This is a genomic window from Amycolatopsis plumensis (genome assembly GCF_042652605.1).
In the GTDB taxonomy this organism is placed as follows: Bacteria; Actinomycetota; Actinomycetes; order Mycobacteriales; family Pseudonocardiaceae; genus Amycolatopsis; species Amycolatopsis plumensis.
Genome location: NZ_JBHSJY010000001.1, coordinates 3,714,554 through 3,734,577, shown reverse-complemented (window position 1 = coordinate 3,734,577; position 20,024 = coordinate 3,714,554). Strand labels below are relative to the sequence as shown.

Annotated in this window: 32 protein-coding genes; 3 read left to right on the top strand and 29 right to left on the bottom strand. The window is 69.2% G+C overall.

Going from position 1 to position 20,024, the window contains the following annotated elements; translation table 11 throughout:
• Window positions 1-37 precede the first annotated feature (37 nt).
• Window positions 38-1,612 (bottom strand): type VII secretion protein EccB, encoded by a 1,575-nt coding sequence (gene eccB / locus ACFPLC_RS18120; protein ID WP_378189233.1) that lies wholly within the window; start codon window positions 1,610-1,612, stop codon window positions 38-40.
• 271 nt (window positions 1,613-1,883) lie between these two features.
• On the opposite strand from eccB, the gene ACFPLC_RS18115 reads away from it, so the two are divergent.
• From ACFPLC_RS18115 to ACFPLC_RS18105, 3 genes are read left to right on the top strand one after another with little or no spacing between them, the layout of a single operon-like run.
• Entirely contained in the window at window positions 1,884-2,495 is a 612-nt protein-coding gene (locus ACFPLC_RS18115; RefSeq protein ID WP_378235866.1) for a hypothetical protein, read from the top strand.
• The gene (gene eccE / locus ACFPLC_RS18110) at window positions 2,381-3,514 is read left to right on the top strand and encodes a type VII secretion protein EccE (RefSeq protein WP_378236274.1); all 1,134 of its coding nucleotides are present in this window, start codon (window positions 2,381-2,383) and stop codon (window positions 3,512-3,514) included. Before ACFPLC_RS18115 ends, eccE begins: the two co-directional genes overlap by 115 nt.
• Entirely contained in the window at window positions 3,511-4,230 is a 720-nt protein-coding gene (locus ACFPLC_RS18105) for a hypothetical protein (RefSeq protein ID WP_086853099.1), read from the top strand. The genes eccE and ACFPLC_RS18105 overlap by 4 nt, the downstream gene beginning before the upstream one ends.
• A gap of 51 nt (window positions 4,231-4,281) precedes the next feature.
• Here the strand turns inward: ACFPLC_RS18105 and truA are convergent, their stop codons facing one another.
• From truA to rplV, 28 genes are all read right to left on the bottom strand, one after another.
• Window positions 4,282-5,112, bottom strand: a complete 831-nt coding sequence (truA, locus tag ACFPLC_RS18100) for a tRNA pseudouridine(38-40) synthase TruA (protein ID WP_378189592.1) — start codon at window positions 5,110-5,112, stop codon at window positions 4,282-4,284.
• 73 nt (window positions 5,113-5,185) lie between these two features.
• A complete protein-coding gene (gene rplQ, locus ACFPLC_RS18095; protein WP_378189234.1) occupies window positions 5,186-5,743 on the bottom strand; it encodes a 50S ribosomal protein L17 in 558 nt (185 codons plus the stop codon).
• 41 nt (window positions 5,744-5,784) lie between these two features.
• Window positions 5,785-6,855 (bottom strand): DNA-directed RNA polymerase subunit alpha, encoded by a 1,071-nt coding sequence (locus ACFPLC_RS18090; protein WP_004558887.1) that lies wholly within the window; start codon window positions 6,853-6,855, stop codon window positions 5,785-5,787.
• A gap of 105 nt (window positions 6,856-6,960) precedes the next feature.
• Window positions 6,961-7,566, bottom strand: coding sequence for a 30S ribosomal protein S4 (rpsD, locus tag ACFPLC_RS18085; RefSeq protein ID WP_125306120.1), 606 nt, complete (start codon window positions 7,564-7,566; stop codon window positions 6,961-6,963).
• A gap of 23 nt (window positions 7,567-7,589) precedes the next feature.
• Window positions 7,590-7,997, bottom strand: coding sequence for a 30S ribosomal protein S11 (gene rpsK / locus ACFPLC_RS18080; RefSeq protein WP_004558885.1), 408 nt, complete (start codon window positions 7,995-7,997; stop codon window positions 7,590-7,592).
• An 18-nt stretch (window positions 7,998-8,015) separates the two neighbouring features.
• On the bottom strand, window positions 8,016-8,201 hold the full coding sequence (locus ACFPLC_RS18075) for a hypothetical protein (RefSeq protein WP_004558884.1): 186 nt from the start codon (window positions 8,199-8,201) through the stop codon (window positions 8,016-8,018).
• Window positions 8,198-8,578: a 30S ribosomal protein S13 gene (rpsM, locus tag ACFPLC_RS18070; RefSeq protein ID WP_004558883.1), complete on the bottom strand. Its 381-nt coding sequence runs from the start codon at window positions 8,576-8,578 to the stop codon at window positions 8,198-8,200. The genes ACFPLC_RS18075 and rpsM overlap by 4 nt, the downstream gene beginning before the upstream one ends.
• Before the next feature lie 206 nt (window positions 8,579-8,784).
• A complete protein-coding gene (gene rpmJ, locus ACFPLC_RS18065; RefSeq protein WP_004558882.1) occupies window positions 8,785-8,898 on the bottom strand; it encodes a 50S ribosomal protein L36 in 114 nt (37 codons plus the stop codon).
• A gap of 33 nt (window positions 8,899-8,931) precedes the next feature.
• A complete protein-coding gene (gene infA, locus ACFPLC_RS18060) occupies window positions 8,932-9,153 on the bottom strand; it encodes a translation initiation factor IF-1 (RefSeq protein ID WP_004558881.1) in 222 nt (73 codons plus the stop codon).
• Between the two features lie 289 nt (window positions 9,154-9,442).
• Window positions 9,443-10,219, bottom strand: a complete 777-nt coding sequence (gene map, locus ACFPLC_RS18055; protein WP_378189236.1) for a type I methionyl aminopeptidase — start codon at window positions 10,217-10,219, stop codon at window positions 9,443-9,445.
• A gap of 44 nt (window positions 10,220-10,263) precedes the next feature.
• Window positions 10,264-10,818 (bottom strand): adenylate kinase, encoded by a 555-nt coding sequence (locus tag ACFPLC_RS18050; protein WP_191316657.1) that lies wholly within the window; start codon window positions 10,816-10,818, stop codon window positions 10,264-10,266.
• Window positions 10,815-12,122, bottom strand: a complete 1,308-nt coding sequence (secY, locus tag ACFPLC_RS18045) for a preprotein translocase subunit SecY (protein WP_191316656.1) — start codon at window positions 12,120-12,122, stop codon at window positions 10,815-10,817. Before secY ends, ACFPLC_RS18050 begins: the two co-directional genes overlap by 4 nt.
• A 363-nt stretch (window positions 12,123-12,485) precedes the next feature.
• A complete protein-coding gene (locus tag ACFPLC_RS18040) occupies window positions 12,486-13,442 on the bottom strand; it encodes a superantigen-like protein SSL4 (RefSeq protein ID WP_378189237.1) in 957 nt (318 codons plus the stop codon).
• 100 nt (window positions 13,443-13,542) lie between these two features.
• Window positions 13,543-13,989: a 50S ribosomal protein L15 gene (gene rplO, locus ACFPLC_RS18035; RefSeq protein WP_086842934.1), complete on the bottom strand. Its 447-nt coding sequence runs from the start codon at window positions 13,987-13,989 to the stop codon at window positions 13,543-13,545.
• Entirely contained in the window at window positions 13,986-14,171 is a 186-nt protein-coding gene (gene rpmD / locus ACFPLC_RS18030; protein WP_004558875.1) for a 50S ribosomal protein L30, read from the bottom strand. Before rpmD ends, rplO begins: the two co-directional genes overlap by 4 nt.
• A gap of 4 nt (window positions 14,172-14,175) precedes the next feature.
• Window positions 14,176-14,820 (bottom strand): 30S ribosomal protein S5, encoded by a 645-nt coding sequence (gene rpsE / locus ACFPLC_RS18025; RefSeq protein ID WP_004558874.1) that lies wholly within the window; start codon window positions 14,818-14,820, stop codon window positions 14,176-14,178.
• A gap of 34 nt (window positions 14,821-14,854) precedes the next feature.
• Window positions 14,855-15,253, bottom strand: a complete 399-nt coding sequence (gene rplR / locus ACFPLC_RS18020) for a 50S ribosomal protein L18 (protein ID WP_354809383.1) — start codon at window positions 15,251-15,253, stop codon at window positions 14,855-14,857.
• Window positions 15,254-15,255: 2 nt separating this feature from the next.
• Complete coding sequence (gene rplF / locus ACFPLC_RS18015; protein ID WP_191316654.1) at window positions 15,256-15,795, bottom strand: 50S ribosomal protein L6; 540 nt, start codon at window positions 15,793-15,795, stop codon at window positions 15,256-15,258.
• A gap of 16 nt (window positions 15,796-15,811) precedes the next feature.
• Window positions 15,812-16,210, bottom strand: a complete 399-nt coding sequence (gene rpsH, locus ACFPLC_RS18010; RefSeq protein ID WP_004558871.1) for a 30S ribosomal protein S8 — start codon at window positions 16,208-16,210, stop codon at window positions 15,812-15,814.
• A gap of 84 nt (window positions 16,211-16,294) precedes the next feature.
• On the bottom strand, window positions 16,295-16,480 hold the full coding sequence (locus ACFPLC_RS18005) for a type Z 30S ribosomal protein S14 (protein ID WP_004558870.1): 186 nt from the start codon (window positions 16,478-16,480) through the stop codon (window positions 16,295-16,297).
• Window positions 16,481-16,484: 4 nt separating this feature from the next.
• A complete protein-coding gene (gene rplE / locus ACFPLC_RS18000; protein WP_013222611.1) occupies window positions 16,485-17,048 on the bottom strand; it encodes a 50S ribosomal protein L5 in 564 nt (187 codons plus the stop codon).
• Window positions 17,048-17,362, bottom strand: coding sequence for a 50S ribosomal protein L24 (gene rplX, locus ACFPLC_RS17995; RefSeq protein WP_013222610.1), 315 nt, complete (start codon window positions 17,360-17,362; stop codon window positions 17,048-17,050). Before rplX ends, rplE begins: the two co-directional genes overlap by 1 nt.
• Window positions 17,362-17,730: a 50S ribosomal protein L14 gene (rplN, locus tag ACFPLC_RS17990; protein ID WP_004558867.1), complete on the bottom strand. Its 369-nt coding sequence runs from the start codon at window positions 17,728-17,730 to the stop codon at window positions 17,362-17,364. The genes rplX and rplN overlap by 1 nt, the downstream gene beginning before the upstream one ends.
• Before the next feature lie 79 nt (window positions 17,731-17,809).
• Entirely contained in the window at window positions 17,810-18,088 is a 279-nt protein-coding gene (rpsQ, locus tag ACFPLC_RS17985; RefSeq protein WP_004558866.1) for a 30S ribosomal protein S17, read from the bottom strand.
• On the bottom strand, window positions 18,085-18,330 hold the full coding sequence (gene rpmC / locus ACFPLC_RS17980; RefSeq protein WP_191316653.1) for a 50S ribosomal protein L29: 246 nt from the start codon (window positions 18,328-18,330) through the stop codon (window positions 18,085-18,087). The genes rpsQ and rpmC overlap by 4 nt, the downstream gene beginning before the upstream one ends.
• Window positions 18,330-18,749: a 50S ribosomal protein L16 gene (gene rplP / locus ACFPLC_RS17975; RefSeq protein ID WP_004558864.1), complete on the bottom strand. Its 420-nt coding sequence runs from the start codon at window positions 18,747-18,749 to the stop codon at window positions 18,330-18,332. Before rplP ends, rpmC begins: the two co-directional genes overlap by 1 nt.
• Window positions 18,750-18,752: 3 nt before the next feature.
• Window positions 18,753-19,586: a 30S ribosomal protein S3 gene (rpsC, locus tag ACFPLC_RS17970; RefSeq protein WP_176173271.1), complete on the bottom strand. Its 834-nt coding sequence runs from the start codon at window positions 19,584-19,586 to the stop codon at window positions 18,753-18,755.
• Window positions 19,586-20,002 carry a 50S ribosomal protein L22 gene (gene rplV / locus ACFPLC_RS17965; protein WP_125306112.1) on the bottom strand — a complete coding sequence of 139 codons (417 nt, stop codon included), beginning with the start codon at window positions 20,000-20,002 and terminating at the stop codon, window positions 19,586-19,588. The genes rpsC and rplV overlap by 1 nt, the downstream gene beginning before the upstream one ends.
• Window positions 20,003-20,024 lie beyond the last annotated feature (22 nt).

Below are 20,024 nucleotides of genomic sequence, written 5' to 3'. Positions count from 1 at the left end.
TCGAGCGTGGGACGCCTGCCGCGGGCCTGCGGTTCCCTCAGTTCCCCGGCGGCGCGGTCGGCGTCGGGTACGAGCCGGCGTTCGGGTCGATCGGCACCGCGTCGAACTGCCGCAGCACGTCCTGGGTGTTCAGCGACGCCCCGGTCGGCAGCAGCCCGATGATCGACTCGGGAGCCGGCTGCCGGTTGTTCAGGCCGATCGAGTCCGCCGTCTGCGCGTCCGGGACGCTGTAGCGGACGCCCCGGTCGGAGATCAGCTGGATCTGGCCCTTGCCGAAGCTGGCCTTGCCGGTCGCGGACTGGACCACCGCGGCGAACCCGGGCTTGAGGTAGAAACCGTTGAGCGGCACGCGGTTCGGGCCCGGCGTGGTCACCGTCATCGGGGTGAACTTCTCGCCCGTGCTCTTCTGGCCGGGCAGCTGCGTGTCGACGTACACCGAGGTGTGCCCGTCCTGGTCGGGCCCGGACCCGACCAGCGACCAGCCCAGGCACGCGACCGACGAGTTCTTCGTCGCGTCGAGGACCGTCGGCACCGAGCGCGGGAAGTCGTCGACCGGGATGTAGTCGGGGTCGGTCGGCTGCAGGGTGTGCACCCCGGCGAGCTTGTCGAGGCCGAGCGTCTGGATCTTGCCGGAGCTGCCGTTCTTCGCGACGCGGATGATGTCGGCGACGGCGTTGGACACCCGCTGGATGCCGGTGCGGGTGATCGCCCAGTAGTTCAGCGTCGTCTCGCCGGCCTGCTGCGTGGCGAAGACGTCACCCGCGGCGAGGCCGTCGAAGTCCCCGGGGGCCTGGCCGCCCTGGATCTTCGGCGGCGTCAGCTTCGCGACCTCGGGGATGGCGTTGAGCAGCCCCTGCGTGATCTTCCGCGGCGACGGCGGCAGCTGCAGCGCCACCCGGACGGCGTCGTTCGGGTTGTCGACGTCGATCTCGGCGCGCACGGTGTTCGCGTTCGGCCGGTTCCGGGAGCTCGGCAGCCGGTAGACGAGGTAGGTCTTCCCGTTGTCGGCCTTCGCCAGCAACGCCTCGTTGTCCCGCAGCTCGGTGCCCAGCCCGCTCGGTGCGATACCGCCGAAAACGTAGGTGTTCGTGCGGCCGGTGTCGGGATTCGGCAGTGATTGATCCAGCTGAACCTGGTCGCAGACGGCCCAATTGGGGGTGATTCGCTGGGAATCCGTCGGGATCAGCTGCGGACCGTCCGGAATTCCGGTGAGTTTGTCGCGCGGAATGTCCTTCAGCTGATCGTCGGAAACGACCGTGGGATTCTTCACACTCGCCGGGCTCGCCGGGGCGGGAGCGGGTGCCGCGGTGGCGCCGCCGGCGTTCGGCTGCTTCTGCTGGGCCAGCAGGAGAAGCCGGGCCGACGCGAGGTTGAACGTCGGGATCAGCTTCTTCGGGTTGCCCGCCGCCACGACGTAGACCGTGCCGGACTGCTCGCCGATGACGATGTTCCCGGCCTCGGGCACCGACGGCGCCGGGCTGAGCAGCCCCCAGACGACGAACACGATCATGCCGAGCGCGCCCAGCACCACGCCCACGATGGTCGCCCGCGTGTGGGTGCGCATCGGGTCGTGCAGCATCACGGCGTCCCGCCGGACCAGCGCCGACTGCATCCGCCGTAGGACGAACTGATACGCCTGGACCTGAGACTTAGTCGTGGGTGTTGATGGCATTCTCGACCTACAGCTCTCCCCGTCGCGGTACGGTTCCGCAGGATAGCCGTACGGGGACCGTCTGGTGTGGGGTTTCTACCAACTCAAGCTAGTGTCGGGCACCCCGGGACCCGGCTTCCGGGTACGCAGCAAGCACGAGGGGAAGAGAAAGCGCGGATGTCCGTCACCACTCCTCCACGTCCGCCTGGCCCGCCCGGGCCCCCGCCGCCCGGTGGCCGTCCGCCGGGCCCGCCGCCGCGGCCGGGCAGACCCGGTGGTCCCGGCGGCCCGGGCGGGGTTCCGGGTGGCGTTCCCGGTGGCCCTGGCGGACCCGGTGGGGTGCCCGGCGGGCCCGGTGGCGGTCCCGGCGCTCCCGGTGGCCCCGGCATGCCCCCGCGCGGTCCTGGCGGCCCTGGTGTCCCCGGTCCCGGTGGACCTGGTGGCCGTCCCGGCGGTCCTGGTGGCCCTGGTGGCCCCGGTGGCGGCGGGCCGGGTGGTCCTGGCGGCCCCGGTGGCGGCGGGCCTGGCGGTCCCGGTGGTCCCGGTGGCGGTGGCCCGGGTGGTCCTGGCGGTCCCCAGGGGCCCGACGACAGCGGTCCCGCCACTCCCCCGCCCGGCCCGGCCCGGGTGGCCCCGCCGGCGCGACGGCGGTCCGCCGGCGTCACCCTCGGCCCGCTGCCCGTGGCCAACCTCGTCGTGCTCGAAGTCGGCCTCGCGATCGGCCTGGTCCTGCTCGCGATCGACATGTCGCTCAAGTGGGTCGCCGTCGGCATCGTCGGCTTCGCCCTCATCGTCGCGCTGCTGCGCTGGCGCGGCCGCTGGTTCACCCAGTGGGTCGGCCTGACGCTGCGCTACACCTTCCGCTCGCACGACCGGGTCGCGAACCCGCTGCCGCCCAGCACCGTCGAAGCCATGACCGCCGAGGAAACCTCGGTCACCGGTCCCGACGACGCCCGCGTCAACCTGCTCCGGATCGCCGTGCCGGACCTCGTCGTCGCGCACGGCGTCGACCACGAACGCCAGCAGGTCGGGCTCGCCTGGAACGACGGCACGTGGACGGCGGTGCTGCTCGTCGAGCCGGCCCCGGCGCTGATCACCCAGGCCGACGGCGCGCCGAGCCTGCCGCTGTCGGCGCTGGCGCCCTGCCTCGAAGACCGCGGCGTGGTCCTCGACTCCATCCAGATGATCTGGCACTGCTACCCGGGCAGCGCGGCGCTGCCGTCGGACTCGCCGGCGCTGAGCTCCTACATGGAGGTGCTGGGCCCGCTGCCCGCGGCAGCGCGGCGGACGACGTGGGTGGCGATCCGGCTCGACCCGCGGCGCTGCCCGGCGGCGATCCGGGAGCGCGGCGGCGGCGTCGTCGGCGCCCACCGCGCACTCATCGGGGCGCTGTCGCGGGTGCGCAACGCGCTGGAGTCCCAGGGCGTGCCGACACGGCCGCTCGACCCGGACGAGCTGCTGCGGGCGGGCATCTCCGCCGCGGAGCTGACGTCGGTGGCCGGGTCGCCCACCAAGGTGACGTTGCAGGAACGCTGGTCCGGGGTGACCGCGGCCGGCATCGGGCACGCCAGCTACGCCATCACCGGCTGGCCGAAGGGCAAGGTCACCAGCAGCCTGAACGCGCTGACGAGCGTCCGCGCGCTTTCGGCGACGCTCGCGATGTCTATCTCCCCGGCGTCGGACGAGGGCAAGATCGGCCTGCGCGGCGTGGTCCGGCTGAGCGCGCGGAACCCGCGTGAGCTCGACGCCGCCGACCAGCGGCTGCAGGGGCTGTCCGAGCGGCTGGGCGTGGACCTGACGCCGCTGCGCGGGCTGCAGGTCTCCGCGTTCGCCGCGACGTTGCCGATCGGAGGCACAGCATGAGTTCCCGCGTCCGTGACGCCGGGCAGAACAGTGGCGTGGCACCGGAGTTCACCGTGGACCCCGCGCTGCTCGACGCGATCAGTCCCTCGGGTGACCGCGGCGGCATCGTCCTCGGCTCCGGCCTCAAGGGCGAGCCGCTGACGATCTCGGCGCTGCGCTCGACCCCCACCCGGATCGTGCTGGTGGGCGGGCTGTACCTGGCCCGCCAGGTGGCCATGCGGGCGATGGCGGTCGGCGCGTGGGTGGTGGTCGCGACCGGGCGCCCGACCGAGTGGCAGGTGCTCTCCCGGGCGGCCGGCAGCCGCGACGGGCGGCCGTCGCCGCTGGTCCAGATTCGCCGGTTGTCGCCGGTCGAGCTGCCGCGGCCGTCGGAAGACGCGCCGCTGCTGGTGGTGACCGACGGCGGCCCGACGCCGCAGGACCTGTTCCCGCCCCGCTCGCCCTGGCAGACGACGGTCTACGTGCTCCCGTACCTGCACCCGCAGGCGGGCGCGACGGCCAACGCGGCGGACCTGGTGCTGATGCAGCGCCTTCCGGCCGGCCAGGCCGAGCTGGCCGCCCGCATCTGGCGCCTGCCGCCCCAGATGATGCGCCAGCTGACGACGTTGAAGGACGACCAGGTGGTGGCGCTGGGCCGCAACCTCTGGCGCCCCCTGCGCCTGGTCACCACGGGCAAGGAGCAGCAGCTCCTCGGCCCGGTCCGCCGCGGCGACTGACCCGCGCAGTGAATGACTCATTCCTGGCGTCCGACGCCAGGAATGAGTCATTCACTGCATCGGGGTGCGGACTTTGCGGGTCTGCTCCGCTCGCGCCGCGAGTTCGGCGTCCGGGGGGTAGTCCACGCCGAGCAGGGTGAGGCCGTGGGCGGGCGCCACCGCGCTGTCGCGGATGCCGCTCGCCAGGACCTTCCCCGGCCAGGCGTCGGTGCGGCGGCCGTCGCCCACCAGGAGGAGCACGCCGACCAGGCTGCGGACCATCGAGTGGCAGAACGCGTCCGCCGAAACCCGGACCTCCAGCAGGTGGTCGTCCACGCGCGCCCACTCCAGGCGCTGCAGCTCGCGGATCGTCGTGCCCGTGTCGCGCTGCTTGCAGTACGCCGCGAAGTCGTGCAGGCCCAGCAGTTCCGCGGCGGCCGCATTCATCGCGTCCGTCGACAGTGGACGGTTCCAGGCCAGCGTGTCGTGGCGGCGCAACGGGTCCACGCCCCAGGGCGCGTCCGAGACGCGGTAGCGGTAGTGACGGCGGATCGCCGAGAACCGCGCGTCGAAGCCCTCGGGAGCGATCCGGGCACCCAGCACGCGGACGTCACCGGGCAGCAGGCGGTTCCAGCGGCCCGCCATGCGGTCCAGGTCCGGAATGCCCTCCGGCGACACGGGAACGCGGCCTGAGGGCCCGGAAAGGGGCACCACGTCGACGTGCACGACCTGGCCGGTCGCGTGCACCCCGGCGTCCGTGCGGCCCGCCACCACCACGGACTTGGGCACCGACGCCCCTGGTGGCTGCTTCTGCAGCGCCTCTTCCAGGAGCCCCTGGACGGTCCGGCGGCCCGGCTGGCGGGCCCAGCCCGAGAAGTCCGTGCCGTCGTAGGAGACGTCCAGGCGCAGACGAACGAGCCCGCCCTCCCCAGCGGGAGTGGCGGGCTCGTCCGGTGTCGAATCGGCCGTCAGGACGTCAGTCCTTCTTGGCGTCGGCGTCGGTCTCCTCCGAGGCCGGGGCCTCGGTGGTCTCCTCGGCCTTGGCCTCCTCGGCAGCCGGAGCCTCCTCCGAAGCGGCGGGCGCCTCGGTGGTGGTCTCCTCGGCGGCCGGAGCGGCGGCCTTCTCGTCCTTCGCGAACTTCGTCTTGCGAGCGCGCTCGGCTTCCGAAGTCACCGTCTTCTCGGCCACCAGCTCGATGACGGCCATGGCGGCGTTGTCGCCCTTGCGCGGCATCGTCTTGGTGATCCGGGTGTAGCCACCCGCACGCTCCGCGAAGTGCGGACCGATCTCGGCGAACAGCTTGTGCAGGACGTCCTTGTCACGGACGACCTTCTGCACCTGACGACGGTTGTGCAGGTCGCCCCGCTTCGCCTTCGTGATCAGCTTCTCGGCCAGCGGGCGGACCCGGCGGGCCTTCGCCTCGGTGGTCGTGATCTTGCCGTGCTCGAACAGCTGCGTGGCCAAGTTGGCCAGGATCAGCCGCTCGTGCGCGGACGACCCGCCGAGCCGGGCTCCCTTGGTAGGGGTGGGCATTGGTTCTCCTAGTTCAGCTCACAGCGTCCGGGCACAGAGCCTCAGAGCTGCTCGGTCTCTGCGTAGTCCTGGCCATCGTCGTGGCCGTCCGAAATCCCGTCGGCGATGCCACCGACACCCTCCGACCAGCCTTCACCGTCGTAGCTGGCGGCCGCGGCGGTCGGGTCGAACCCGGGCGGGCTGTCCTTCAGCGCGAGGCCGAGACCGACGAGCTTGAGCTTGACCTCGTCGATCGACTTGGCGCCGAAGTTGCGGATGTCGAGCAGGTCCGCCTCGCTGCGCGAGACGAGCTCGCCCACCGTGTGGATGCCCTCGCGCTTGAGGCAGTTGTACGACCGGACGGTGAGGTCCAGGTCCTCGATCGGCATCGCGTAGGCGGCGATGGTGTCCGCCTCCTGCGGCGACGGGCCGATCTCGATGCCCTCGGCGTCGACGTTCAGCTCGCGGGCGAGACCGAACAGCTCCACCAGCGTCTTGCCGGCCGACGCGACCGCGTCGCGCGGCGTGATCGACGGCTTGGTCTCGACGTCCAGGATCAGCTTGTCGAAGTCGGTGCGCTGCTCGACACGGGTGGCCTCGACCTTGTAGGTCACCTTCAGCACCGGCGAGTAGATCGAGTCGACCGGGATCCGGCCGATCTCCGCGCCCGCCTGCTTGTTCTGCAGGGCCGGAACGTACCCGCGGCCGCGCTCGACGACGAGCTCGATCTCGAGCTTGCCCTTGCCGTTCAGCGACGCGATGTGCAGATCCGGGTTGTGCACGGTGACACCCGCCGGCGGCACGATGTCGGCCGCCGTGACCTCACCGGGGCCCTGCTTGCGCAGGTACATGGTGACCGGCTCGTCCTCTTCCGAGGACACCACGAGCTCCTTGAGGTTCAGGATGATGTCGGTGACGTCTTCCTTCACCCCGGGAACGGTGGTGAATTCGTGCAGCACGCCGTCGATGCGGATGCTCGTCACGGCCGCGCCCGGGATGGACGACAGCAGCGTGCGACGCAGCGAGTTGCCGAGCGTGTAGCCGAAGCCGGGCTCCAGCGGTTCGATGGTGAACCGGGAGCGGGTCTCGTTGACCGTCTCTTCGCCGAGAGCCGGCCGCTGGGAAATCAGCATTCCTTGTTTTCCTTTCCAGACGACGCCCGCCATATGACGTCGAAGGGATGGCGTAGGCGGCGGCGCACCTGTCGCGCCGCCGCCCGTACTCCAGCCGGGGCCGGACTACTTCGAGTAAAGCTCGACGATCAGCTGTTCCTGAACCGGAACGTCGATCTGCGCACGCTCCGGGAGCTGGTGGACCAGCACGCGGAGGTTGGACTGGACGACCTGCAGCCACGCCGGGATGGGGCGCTCGCCGAAGGACTCCTTCGCCGCCACGAACGGCAGCATGCCCATGGACTTCGGCCGCACGTCGATGATGTCCCACTTGGTGACCTGGAACGACGGGACGTTCACCTTCTGGCCGTTGACCAGGAAGTGGCCGTGGCTCACCAGCTGACGCGCCTGGCGGCGGGTGCGGGCGATGCCGGCGCGGTAGATCACGTTGTCCAGGCGGGACTCGAGGATCTGCAGCAGGTTCTCACCGGTCTTGCCCGGACGCCGGACGGCTTCCTTGTAGTACCGGACGAACTGACGCTCGAGAACGCCGTAGGTGTAGCGAGCCTTCTGCTTCTCCTGCGACTGCAGGAGGTACTCGGACTCCTTGATGCGCCCGCGGCCGTGCTGGCCCGGCGGGTAGGGGCGACGCTCGAAAGCCTGGTCGCCGCCGATGAGGTCAACCTTGAGGCGACGCGAAATACGCGTCGCGGGGCCGGTGTAACGAGCCATTTCTTCTTACTCCTCCCCGTTCCTCAGACCCGGCGCCGCTTGGGCGGGCGGCAGCCGTTGTGAGGCTGCGGGGTCACGTCCTGGATGGTGCCGACCTCGAGGCCGGCCGCCTGCAGCGAGCGGATCGCCGTCTCGCGGCCCGAGCCCGGGCCCTTCACGAAGACGTCGACCTTCTTCATGCCGTGCTCGGCGGCCTTGCGGGCAGCGTTCTCGGCGGCCATCTGCGCGGCGAACGGGGTGGACTTACGGGAGCCCTTGAAGCCCACGTGACCACTCGACGCCCACGCGATCACGGCACCGGTCGGGTCCGTGATCGAGACGATGGTGTTGTTGAAGGTGCTCTTGATGTGCGCGTGACCGTGCGCGACATTCTTCTTTTCCTTGCGGCGGACCTTCTTGGCCCCGGCCGCAGTACGAGACTTCGGTGGCATGTTCTGAGGGTTCTCCTGTTAGCGCGCGTTCTCTTGGTGAGCGGCGACCGCTTCGGCCTGGCCGCGCCGGATGATCGAACCGGCGTCGGTGTACAGGTTGCGGAGCGCCATCGGGCGGGCGTAGAGCGCCTTGGGCGAGACACATGCGGAGCCGCGGCGGTGCACGCCACCCATCTGCACGACCTTCTTGCCCTGGACGCTCACTTCTTGCCAGCCTTCTTCTTGCCGGCGACCGTCTTCTTCGGACCCTTGCGGGTGCGGGCGTTCGTCTTGGTGCGCTGACCACGGACGGGAAGTCCGCGGCGCCAGCGAAGGCCCTCGTAGCACCCGATCTCGATCTTCCGACGGATGTCGGCGTTCACCTCACGGCGAAGGTCACCCTCGACCTTGAAGTTCTCTTCGATGTACGTACGCAGCTTCGCGAGGTCGTCATCGCTGAGGTCCTTGACGCGGGTGTCCGCGTTGAGCTCGGCAGCCTTGATGAGCTGCTTCGAGCGGGTACGGCCGATGCCGTAGATGTAGGTAAGCGCGATCTCCAACCGCTTCTCGCGGGGGAGGTCCACGCCAGCGAGTCGTGCCATTGGCGCTGATGCTCCTTCTTCGGTTTCGTCTTCAGGTCTGCTCCCCGTCCGGTTCCGGGACCGACTCGCCTGTCGTGCCCTCGGCTTGCGCTTCGGGTGTCCCGGCCCCGGCCTGAAGCCCGGGGGTGAACCGGTTCACTCTCGTGAACCGGCAGGTGCGGGGAGGTTGTGTAGCCGTCAATCCACTCTGCTCGAGTGCTTGGCGATCAGCCCTGCCGCTGCTTGTGCCGCAGGTTCTCGCAGATCACCATGATCCGGCCGTGACGGCGGATCACCTTGCACTTGTCGCAGATCTTCTTGACGCTCGGCTGAACCTTCACGTCTTCTGCTCTCCTAGTAGCTGCTCTTCGTGATCACTTGTAGCGGTAGACGATGCGACCACGAGAGAGGTCGTAGGGCGAGAGCTCCACGACAACCCTGTCCTCCGGCAGGATGCGGATGTAGTGCTGCCGCATCTTGCCGCTGATGTGAGCCAGGACCTTGTGACCGTTCTCCAACTCGACGCGGAACATCGCGTTGGGGAGCGGCTCGACTACGCGGCCTTCGACCTCGATGGCCCCGTCTTTCTTCGCCATGTCCTCCGCATTTCCGTTGTCTTCAGCGTCTGTCGCCACACCATGATCAACTCGAGCACTAGTGCCGGGTTGGGGTGTTGCGTGGCACACTGGTGCCCGGCTCCCAAGACCGTGAATTCACGAGCGCGCAGGATCCGGGCGCGATAAGTGCGCCGACTTGACAGTGTACGCATGTCGTGTCGCGACCCCCAAACCGGGGGTGACCATGGTAAGCGAACGGGCGACAGCGGTCGTGAGTGGTAAAGCGGGTTCTAACCCGCCTTACCACTCACGAGGGTGTTTGCGCAGGTCAGGCGCCTTCTGGGGCGGTGAGCACCCAGGGGCCGTCTTCGGTGATCGCGACGGTGTGCTCCCAGTGGGCGGCGCGGGAGCCGTCGGCCGTGACCACGGTCCAGCCGTCGTCCAGCTCGCGGGTCTCGCCCCCGCCGCCGGTGAGCATCGGCTCGATCGCCAGCGCCATGCCGGGCTTCAGCCGGGGGCCCTTGCCGGGCTTGCCGACGTTCGGCAGGAACGGGTCCATGTGCATCTGGCGGCCGATGCCGTGGCCGCCGTACTCGACGATCATCCCGTACTCGATGCCGTCGTCGCGGCCCGCGCGCTCGGCGGCGGACTGGACGGCGTAGGAGATGTCGGTGAGCCGTCCGCCGGCGGTGACCGCCTCGATGCCCGCCCACATCGCCGCCTCGGTCGCCGCGGACAGCGCCAGGTCGGCGTCGGAGACCTTGCCGATGGCCAGCGTGACGGCGGAGTCGCCGTGCCAGCCGTCGAGGATGGCGCCGCAGTCGACGGAGATGATGTCGCCGTCGGCCAGCACCTGGGTCTTCGCCGGGATGCCGTGGACGATCTGCTCGTTGACCGACGCGCAGATCGACGCCGGGAAGCCGTGGTAACCCTTGAACGAGGGCACCGCGCCGGCGTCCCGGATCGTCTGCTCGGCCAGCTCGTCGAGCTCGGCGGTGCTGACACCGGGCTTCGCCGCGGCGCGGACCGCCGCGAGCGTGCGGGCGACGACCAGGCCCGCGGCCCGCATCGCCTGCAGCTCGTCCGGGGTCTTGACTTCGATCATGCGCCCACGGCGGAGCACTTGCAGAACACGCAATCCTCCGAGGTTCACGTGCGGTCGCGCAGCGCTTTCAGCACCCGGCCGGAGATCTCCTCGACACTGCCGACACCGTCGACGGTCACCAGGATGTCGGCGTAGTACTCCAGCAGCGGCGCGGTGTCCGACACGTAGATCTGCTGACGGCGGCGGATGACCTCTTCGGTGTCGTCCGCCCGGCCGCGCGACATGAGCCGCGCGACGACGACGTCCTCCGGGACCTGGAGCTGGATCACCGCGTCGAGCGTGACGTCCGCGTCGCCCAGGATCTCGCCGAGGACCTCGGCCTGCTTGGTGTTGCGGGGGAAGCCGTCGAGCAGGAAGCCGGCCTTGGCGTCCGGCTCGGCGAGCCGCTCGCGGACCATTTCGTTGGTCACCGAGTCGGGCACGAGCTCGCCCGAGTCCAGGTAGCGCTTCGCCTCCTGGCCCAGCGGGGTCTCCTGGCCGACGTGCGCGCGGAACAGGTCACCCGTGGAGATGTGCGGGACGCGCAGCTGCTCCGACAGGGCCACCGCCTGCGTGCCCTTGCCCGCGCCTGGCGGACCCACGAGAACCAGACGCGTCACTTCAAGAACCCTTCGTAGTTGCGCTGCATCAGCTGGCTTTCGATCTGCTTCACGGTGTCGAGGCCGACACCGACCATGATCAGCACAGCCGTGCCACCGAACGGGAAGTTCTGGTTGTTCCCGCTACCGGTCACCGACAGGAAGAAGTTCGGAAGGATCGCGATGATGCCCAGGTACAGCGAGCCGGGCAGGGTGATCCGGCCCAGCACGAAGCTCAGGTACTCGGCGGTCGGGCGGCCGGGGCGGATGCCCGGGATGAAGCCACCGAACTTCTTCATCTCGTCCGCACGCTCGTCCACGTTGAACGTGATCGTGATGTAGAAGTACGTGAAGAAGATGATCAGGCCGAAGTACAGCGCGATGTGCACCCAGCTGGACTGGTTCACGATGTAGTTCTTGATGAACACCTGCCAGCCGGAGTTGGCGTTCTGGTCGCCGACGAGGCGGCTGATCAGGTCCGGCAGGTACAGCAGCGACGACGCGAAGATGACGGGGATGACACCGGCCTGGTTGACCTTGATCGGCAGGTAGGTCGACGTGCCGCCGTACATCCGGCGGCCGATCATGCGCTTGGCGTACTGCACCGGGATCCGGCGCTGCCCCTGCTCGACGAAGATGACGCTGGCGATGATCACCAGGCCGAAGATGCAGATCATCGTCAGCGCGACGCCGCCGCCGTTGGACAGGATGTTCCCGCCCTCGACCGGGATGCGCGCGGCGATGTTCAGGAAGATCAGGACGGACATGCCGTTGCCGACGCCGCGCTCGGTGATCAGCTCGCCCAGCCACATCATGACGGCGGTGCCCGCGGTCATGGTGATGACGATGATCGCCAGCGAGTAGACGCTGTTGTCCGGGATGATCGGCTGGTCGCAGTCGGGGAAGAGCTGCTTGCGGTCCGCGAGCGCGACCACGCCGGTGGCCTGCAGGATCGCCAGCGCGATCGTCAGGTACCGGGTGTACTGGGTCAGCTTGCCCTGGCCGGACTGCCCTTCCTTCTTCAGCTCCTCGAACCGCGGGATGACCACGGTGAGCAGCTGGATGATGATGCTCGCCGTGATGTACGGCATGATGCCGGTCGAGAAGAGCGACAGCTGCAGCAGCGCCCCGCCGCTGAACAGGTTCAGCAGCTGGTAGACGCCCTCCTGCTGCGCCTGGGAGCTACAGGCCTGTACGGCACCGTACGAGATGCCGGGCGCCGGAATGGTCGCACCGATTCGGTAAACCGCGACGATGGCTAGCGTGAACAGGATCTTCTTGCGTAGATCCGGCGTCGCGAGAGCCGAGCGGAAGGCGCTGAGCACGCGGGGGACCTCCTCGGCGTCGTCGGCTGTCCTAACCGACGATCGGCTTGGCCGGCGCGGGGCCGGCAGGAACACACAGCACTACTGGCACGCAAGCCAGGAACGCTTCGGGGCACACTCGTCCCGAAGCGTGTCGCCGACTCTAACAGCTTCACAGGGCGTGTCCGCAGTCCGTGTGCGTTTTCCGTACCAAGGTTGCTCCGGCGGGTTGATCCACATCGCCGTCTTGGTCGTATTCCTTGACAGATTGTGGATCAGGCGTCCGACGTCGCGGGCGCACCGGCCGGGCCGCTGGTCGCGCCGAGTAGCGCTATCCGCGGCGTGTTGTTCGCCCCTGGCGTAAGCGGGATGCCCCGACCGGGTTCACCGCTGCGGCGGTTCGTCCGGTTCGCCGGGTGGCAGCACGGTGATGGCGACGCCGGACGGCGGTGTCGGGGTGTCGGCGTAGGCGAGCGCCGGATCGGCCCAGCCGGGTTGCCGCCGGGGCAGCTGGGCCACGACGGCGGCGGCCACGGCCACGACGGTGCCGCCGATCAGCAGCCACATGCCGGGTGCGGTGGTGACCGTCAGTTCGTCGCCGCGGGACATGGCTTCCCACCCGACCCCCTCCGTGCCGACGGTGGTGACCACCCCGGCGCCGAAGACGGCCCCCGCGGCGATCAGCCACCGGCCGAGCCGCTGTTCCGGCCGCGTGAGGGCGAAGAGCGCGGCGGCGACGAGGAGGACGACGGTGAAGAGGATCGGGAGGCCGACCGGTGCGCCGGGCTGGTCGGTGACTTCGTGGTCCGGGAGTTCGAAGGTGTGGCCCCACGCGGTCTCGGTGATGAGCATCTGCGTGTCGAAGAACCGCTGGCCGGAACCGATGTGCTCGCGGATGCGGAAGAGCGGCAGGAAGGCCCCGAGCGCGGTCATGACGGCGGCGACGACGGCGAGGAGGGGCGCGGCGAACCGCAAAAGCGGCCAGGGAGGTGCCGCGGCGGCAGAGGCGGCCTGGGCGGCTTCCGGGGGTCGGAGGGCGTTGGGGACGGTCTCGGTGCCCGGGAGTTGCGCGACGGGGTAGGGCAGCTCGGTGGGCGGCTGCGCGTCACCGGGGAATGGGTGCGGCGACTCGGCAGCGGGTGGGAGGGGCGCCTGCGGCACCTCCGCGGGCGGAACAGGCATCTCCGGCCGCGAAGCCTCCGCCGGGAACCGCAGTGGCTCGCCCTGCGGGGCCCCCGCTCCCGGCTCGGGGCCGGTGGGGCGCGGTGCTTCGACCGGGAAGCTCAGCGGCGACTCGGCGTCGTCGGGCGGGGGTACGGGCTCGTGCGACGGTCTGTCCACCCTGTGATCTTCCGTCCGGATCCGCGCCGCGGCAAGGAACCGTCCGCACGCCGAAGGCCCGCCTGGCGGTGCCAGACGGGCCTTCGAACGAGAATCGAGCTCAGTTGGTGGTGGCCGAACCGCCGGCCGCCTCGAGCTTCTCCTTGGCCGAGCCGGAGAACGCGTCGGCGGTGACGTTCAGCTTGACGCCGTTCACGTCGCCGTTGCCGAGGACCTTCACCAGCTTGCCCTTGCGGACCAGACCGCCCTTGACCAGCTCGTCGGCACCGATGGTGCCGCCGTCCGGGAAGACGCGGGCGATGTCGCCCACGTTCACCGGCTGGTACTCGGTGCGGAAGCGGTTCTTGAAGCCGCGAAGCTTCGGGAGCCGCATCTGGATGGGCATCTGCCCACCCTCGAACCGGGCCGGCACGTTCTTCCGGGCCTTGGTGCCCTTCGTACCGCGACCGGCCGTCTTGCCCTTCGAACCCTCACCACGGCCCACGCGGATCTTGTCGCGCTTGGCGCCCGGAGCCGGACGCAGGTGGTGGATCTTGATGGCCGTCATGCCTGAACCTCCTCGACCTCCACCAGGTGGCGGACGGTGTGGATCAGGCCGCGCACCTGGGGGGTGTCTTCACGCACGACGCTCTGGCGGATCTTGCGCAGCCCGAGGGTGCGCAGCGACTCGCGGTGAGCGTGCTTCGTGCCGATCTTGCTCTTGACCTGGGTGACCTTGAGCTGAGCCATGAGATCAGACCCCCTGGCCGGCACGCTGGCGCAGCATCCGGGCCGGAGCGACGTCCTCGAGCGGCAGGCCACGGCGGGCCGCCACCTCTTCGGGACGCTGCAGACCCTTCAGGGCCGCCACGGTCGCGTGCACGATGTTGATCGCGTTGTCGGAGCCGAGCGACTTCGACAGCACGTCGTGGACACCCGCGCACTCCAGCACGGCGCGCACCGGGCCACCGGCGATGACGCCGGTACCGGCGGAAGCCGGGCGGAGCAGCACCACACCGGCGGCTTCCTCACCCTGGATCGGGTGCGGAATGGTGCCGCCGACGCGCGGAACGCGGAAGAAGTTCTTCTTCGCTTCCTCGACGCCCTTGGCGATGGCCGCGGGAACTTCCTTGGCCTTGCCGTAGCCGACGCCGACCTGACCGTCGCCGTCGCCGACGACCACCAGGGCGGTGAAGCTGAAGCGACGACCACCCTTGACGACCTTGGCGACGCGGTTGATCGTCACGACCTTCTCGAGGTGCGGGGTCTTGTCCTGGGCCGCCCCGCCACGGCCGCTGTCGCGCCGGTCCCGGCGGTCGCGACGGTCACCGCGGTCGTTGCCGCCCTGCCCGCCGGGTCCACCCTGGCCGCCGCCGAATTGCCGTGTACGTCCCGGCATCAGGCTTTCCTTCCATTCACGAACTGCTGCATCGTCAGAACTCCAACCCCGCCTCACGGGCGGCGTCGGCGAGCGCGGCGATGCGGCCGTGGTAGGCGTTGCCGCCACGGTCGAACACCACAGCCGAGATCCCGGCGTTCTTGGCCCGCTCGGCGACGAGGGCGCCGACCTTGGCGGCCTTCGCCTTCTTGTCGCCGTCGGCCGCCCGGACGTCCGCCTCGAGGGTGGACGCCGACACCAGCGTGTGGCCGGCGAGGTCGTCGATCACCTGCACGGCGATGTGCCGCGAGGACCGCTTGACGACCAGGCGCGGACGCTGCTCGGTGCCCGAGACCTTCTTGCGGAGCCGGAAGTGCCGACGGGCCTTCGCGACGCGGCGGCGGGTCGAGATGTCCTTGCCCACCGGCTTGCGCTTCGTAGTCGTGTCGCTCATGATCACTTACCCGTCTTTCCGACCTTGCGGCGGATCTTCTCACCCTCGTAGCGCAGGCCCTTGCCCTTGTACGGGTCCGGGCGCCGCAGCCTGCGGATGACGGCCGAGATCTGGCCGACCTTCTGCTTGTCGATGCCCGAGACCGAGAACCGGGTGGGGGTCTCCACCTTGAAGGTGATGCCCTCCGGGGCCTCGATCTTGACCGGGTGCGAGTAGCCGAGGGCGAACTCGAGGTCCGCGCCCTTGGCCTGCACGCGGTAACCCACGCCGTGGATTTCCATCTTCTTCTCGTAGCCGGCGGTGACGCCGACGACGAGGTTGTTCACCAGCGTGCGGGTGAGCCCGTGCAGCGCCTTGGAGTTGCGCTCGTCGTCCGGGCGCTTCACCAGCAGCGTGCCGTCTTCGTCGCGCTCGACCGTGATCGGCTCCGAGACGGTGTGCTCGAGGGTGCCCTTGGGCCCCTTGACCTTGATGTGCTGACCGTCGATGGTCACCTCGACCCCGGAAGGGACGGCGACCGGCAGCTTTCCGATGCGTGACATGCCTGTACCCCTTCCCTTACCAGACGTAGGCGAGGACTTCGCCGCCCACGCTGTTGCGCTTGGCCTGCCGGTCCGTCTGCAGGCCACCGGACGTCGAAATGATCGCGATGCCCAGGCCGCCGAGGACCGACGGCAGTTCGGTCGATTTTGCGTAGACCCGCAGACCGGGCTTGGAGACGCGGCGCAGGCCGGCGATGCTCCGCTCACGGTTGGGGCCGTACTTGAGCTCGACGACGAGGTTCTTGTGCTTCTCGCCCGGCTCGTCGTGGTAACCCGCGATGTAGCCCTCGCGCTTGAGGATCTCGGCGATGTTCGCCTTGAGCTTCGAGTGCGGGAGCTTGACCTCGTCGTGGTACGCCGAGTTCGCATTGCGCAGACGCGTCAAGAAGTCTGCGATGGGGTCGGTCATCGTCATGGTGACCTGTCAACCTTTCTCGCCTGGTTCCCCGCCCCCCGAAGAGGGCGGGGCCTGTGGCGAAGTGGAGTTAAATAGAAGCTCTTACCAGCTGGACTTGCGGACGCCGGGCAGCTCGCCCGCGTGCGCCATCTCGCGAAGGCAGATCCGGCAGAGCCCGAACTTGCGGAACACGGCGTGCGGGCGGCCGCACCGCTGGCAGCGGGTGTAGGCGCGCACGGCGAACTTCGGCTTCTTCGCGGCCTTGTGGACCAGTGCTTTCTTGGCCATCGGCTCAGTTCTCCTTGAACGGGAAGCCGAGCTTGCGCAGCAGCGCCCGGCCCTCGTCGTCGTTCGTGGCGGTCGTGACGACGGTGACGTCCATGCCGCGCGGGCGGTCGATGGAGTCGGGGTCGATCTCGTGGAACATCGACTGCTCGTTGAGACCGAACGTGTAGTTGCCGTGGCCGTCGAACTGCTTCGGCGAAAGCCCGCGGAAGTCGCGGATACGCGGCAGCGCGATGGTCAGCAGCCGGTCGAGGAACTCCCACATCCGGTCGCCGCGCAGCGTGACGCGCGCGCCGATCGGCTGGCCCTCACGCAGCTTGAACTGCGCGATGGACTTGCGGGCCTTCCGGACCTCCGGCTTCTGGCCGGTGATCAGCGCGAGGTCCTTGACCGCGCCCTCGATCAGCTTGCTGTCGCGGGCGGCGTCGCCGACGCCCATGTTCACGACGACCTTCGTCACGCCCGGGATCTGGTGGACGTTGGCGAAGGAGAACTCGGCCTGCAGCTGGCCCTTGATTTCCTCGCGGTACCGCACCTTGAGGCGCGGAGAGGTCTTCTCAGCGGTGGTCATCAGATGTCCTTACCGTTCCGGCGCGAGATCCGGACCTTCTTGCCGTCCTCGCCGATGCGGTAACCCACCCGGGCCGGCTTGCCGTCCGAGTCGACGACCATCACGTTCGAGACGTGGATGGGCGCCTCCTGCGTGACGATGCCGCCGGACTGCGCGCCGCGCTGGGTCTGGCTGATCCGCGTGTGCTTCTTGATCCGGTTCACGCCTTCGACCAGCACGCGCTCGCGCTCCGGGTAAGCCTGGATGACCTTGCCCTTGGCGCCCTTGTCCTTGCCGGCGATGACGACGACCGTGTCGCCCTTCTTCACCTTCATCACAGCACCTCCGGCGCGAGCGAAATGATCTTCATGAACTTTCGGTCGCGCAGCTCGCGGCCCACCGGACCGAAGATGCGGGTGCCGCGGGGCTCGTTGTCGTTCTTGATGAGCACGGCGGCGTTCTCGTCGAACCGGATGTAGGAACCGTCCGGACGACGGCGCTCCTTGACCGTGCGGACGATGACGGCCTTGACGACGTCGCCCTTCTTCACCCCGGCAGCCGGGATGGCGTCCTTCACGGTGGCGACGATGATGTCGCCGATGCCGGCGTAGCGCCGCCCGGAGCCACCGAGAACCCGGATGCAGAGGATTTCCTTCGCACCCGTGTTGTCGGCTACCCGAAGCCGCGACTCCTGCTGGATCACGTCTACTCCTGTATGTCGCGCCGGTTCTCGCGGGGAACCCGCGAGCCTTGCGGAACTAAGGACTCTTGAAGAGCCCTGCTTACTTGGCCTTCTCCACGATCTGCACCAGGCGCCACCGCTTCGATGCCGACAGCGGGCGGGTCTCCATCAGGGTGACCCGGTCGCCCACGCCCGCCTCGTTGTTCTCGTCGTGCACCTTCACCTTGGAGGTGGTGCGGACGACCTTCGAGTAACGGGGGTGCTTCTTGCGGTCCTCGAGCTCGACCACGATCGTCTTGTTCATCTTGTCCGAGACGACGTAGCCCTCGCGGACCTTGCGGTCGTTCCGGGCCGGCGTCTCGGTGGTGGGCTCGCTCATGCGGCACCTTCACTCTCGGCGTCGGGGGCCACGGACAGGCCGAGTTCGCGCTCGCGCATGACCGTGTAGATCCGCGCGATGTCCGTGCGGACGGTGCGCAGACGGCGGTTGTTGTCCAGCTGCCCGGTCGCCATCTGGAAGCGGAGGTTGAACAGCTCCTCCTTGTATTCCTTCAGACGCAGGACGAGCTCTTCCGCGGTGAGCTCACGCAGCTCCGATGCCTGGGCACCTGCGTTAGCCATCAGAACTCACCACCTTCACGGGTCACGATGCGGCACTTCATGGGCAGCTTGTGGATCGCGCGGCGCAGCGCCTCGCGAGCCGTCTCCTCGTTCGGGAACGAGATCTCGAACATCACGCGACCCGGCTTCACGTTGGCGATCCACCACTCGGGCGAACCCTTACCGGAACCCATCCGGGTCTCGGCCGGCTTCTTGGTCAGCGGGCGGTCCGGGTAGATGGTCGTCCACACCTTGCCACCACGCTTGATGTGACGGGTCATGGCGATACGAGCGGACTCGATCTGCCGGTTCGTCACGTAGCTGTGCTCAAGCGCCTGGATGCCGTACTCGCCGAAGCTGACCTTCGTGCCACCCTTGGCGGCGCCGTGGCGCTTCGGGGAGTGCTGCTTCCGGTGCTTGACCCTGCGCGGGATGAGCACGTCTCAGCCCTCCGTCTTTTCTGCGGTCTCGGTGGCCGGAGCCGCCGGGGCCTCGGTCGTCGCGGCGGCGGCCGCACGACCGGCTTCGGTCGAGGTGGCGGTCGTGCCCGAGGCACCGGAACGACGCGGGCGGGACGGCCGGTCGCTGCGGTCGCGACCGCCGCGCGGCGCACGCTCGGCGGCGTCACGGGCCTCGCGGGCCTTCAGGCCACCGACGAGCTCACCCTTGTAGATCCACACCTTGACGCCGATGCGACCGAACGTCGTCTTGGCCTCGAAGAAGCCGTAGTCGATGTCGGCGCGCAGCGTGTGCAGCGGGACGCGGCCGTCGCGGTAGTGCTCGGAGCGGGACATCTCGGCACCGCCGAGACGACCGCCGCACTGCACGCGGATGCCCTTGACCTGCGGCGAGCGCATGGAGGTCTGGATCGCCTTCCGCATCGCGCGGCGGAACGCCACGCGGTTGGAGAGCTGCTCCGCGACCGCCTGGGCGACCAGCTGGGCGTCGGCCTCGGGGTTCTTGACCTCGAGGATGTTCAGCTGGACCTGCTTCTTGGTCAGCTTCTCCAGCGCGCCGCGGATCCGGTCGGCCTCCGCGCCGCGGCGGCCGATGACGATGCCCGGCCGGGCGGTGTGGATGTCCACGCGGACGCGGTCACGGGTGCGCTCGATCTCGACCTTGGAGATGCCCGCGCGCTCCATGCCGGTGGCGAGGAGCTTGCGGATCTTGACGTCCTCGGCCACGTACTCGGCGTACTGCTTGTCGGCGTACCAGCGCGACTTCCAGTCCGTGGTGATACCCAGGCGGAAACCGTGCGGGTTGATCTTCTGGCCCACTACCGGCCACCTGCCTTCTTCTTGCTCTGAGCCTTCTGCGCGACGGCCGGACGCGACTCCACCTCGACGGTGATGTGGCTGGTCCGCTTGCGGATCCGGTACGCGCGGCCCTGGGCCCGCGGGCGGATGCGCTTGAGGGTGGGGCCCTCGTCGGCGTACGCGTTCTTGACCCAGAGCGTCTCCGGGTCCAGCTGAAGGTTGTTCTCGGCGTTGGCCACGGCGCTGGCGAGCACCTTCGCGACCGGCTCGCTGGCCGCCTGGGGGGCGAACCGGAGCACGGCCAAGGCGTCGGCGGCGCTACGTCCCTTGATGAGCTCGATCACCCGGCGCACCTTGGTCGGCGAGTCCCGGACGAAGCGAGCCCGCGCGTAAGCCGTAGGCAGGGCCTCGACCGTCGCGTCGTTCTGGGCGTTCATCGCTACTTCCCTTGTCTTTTCT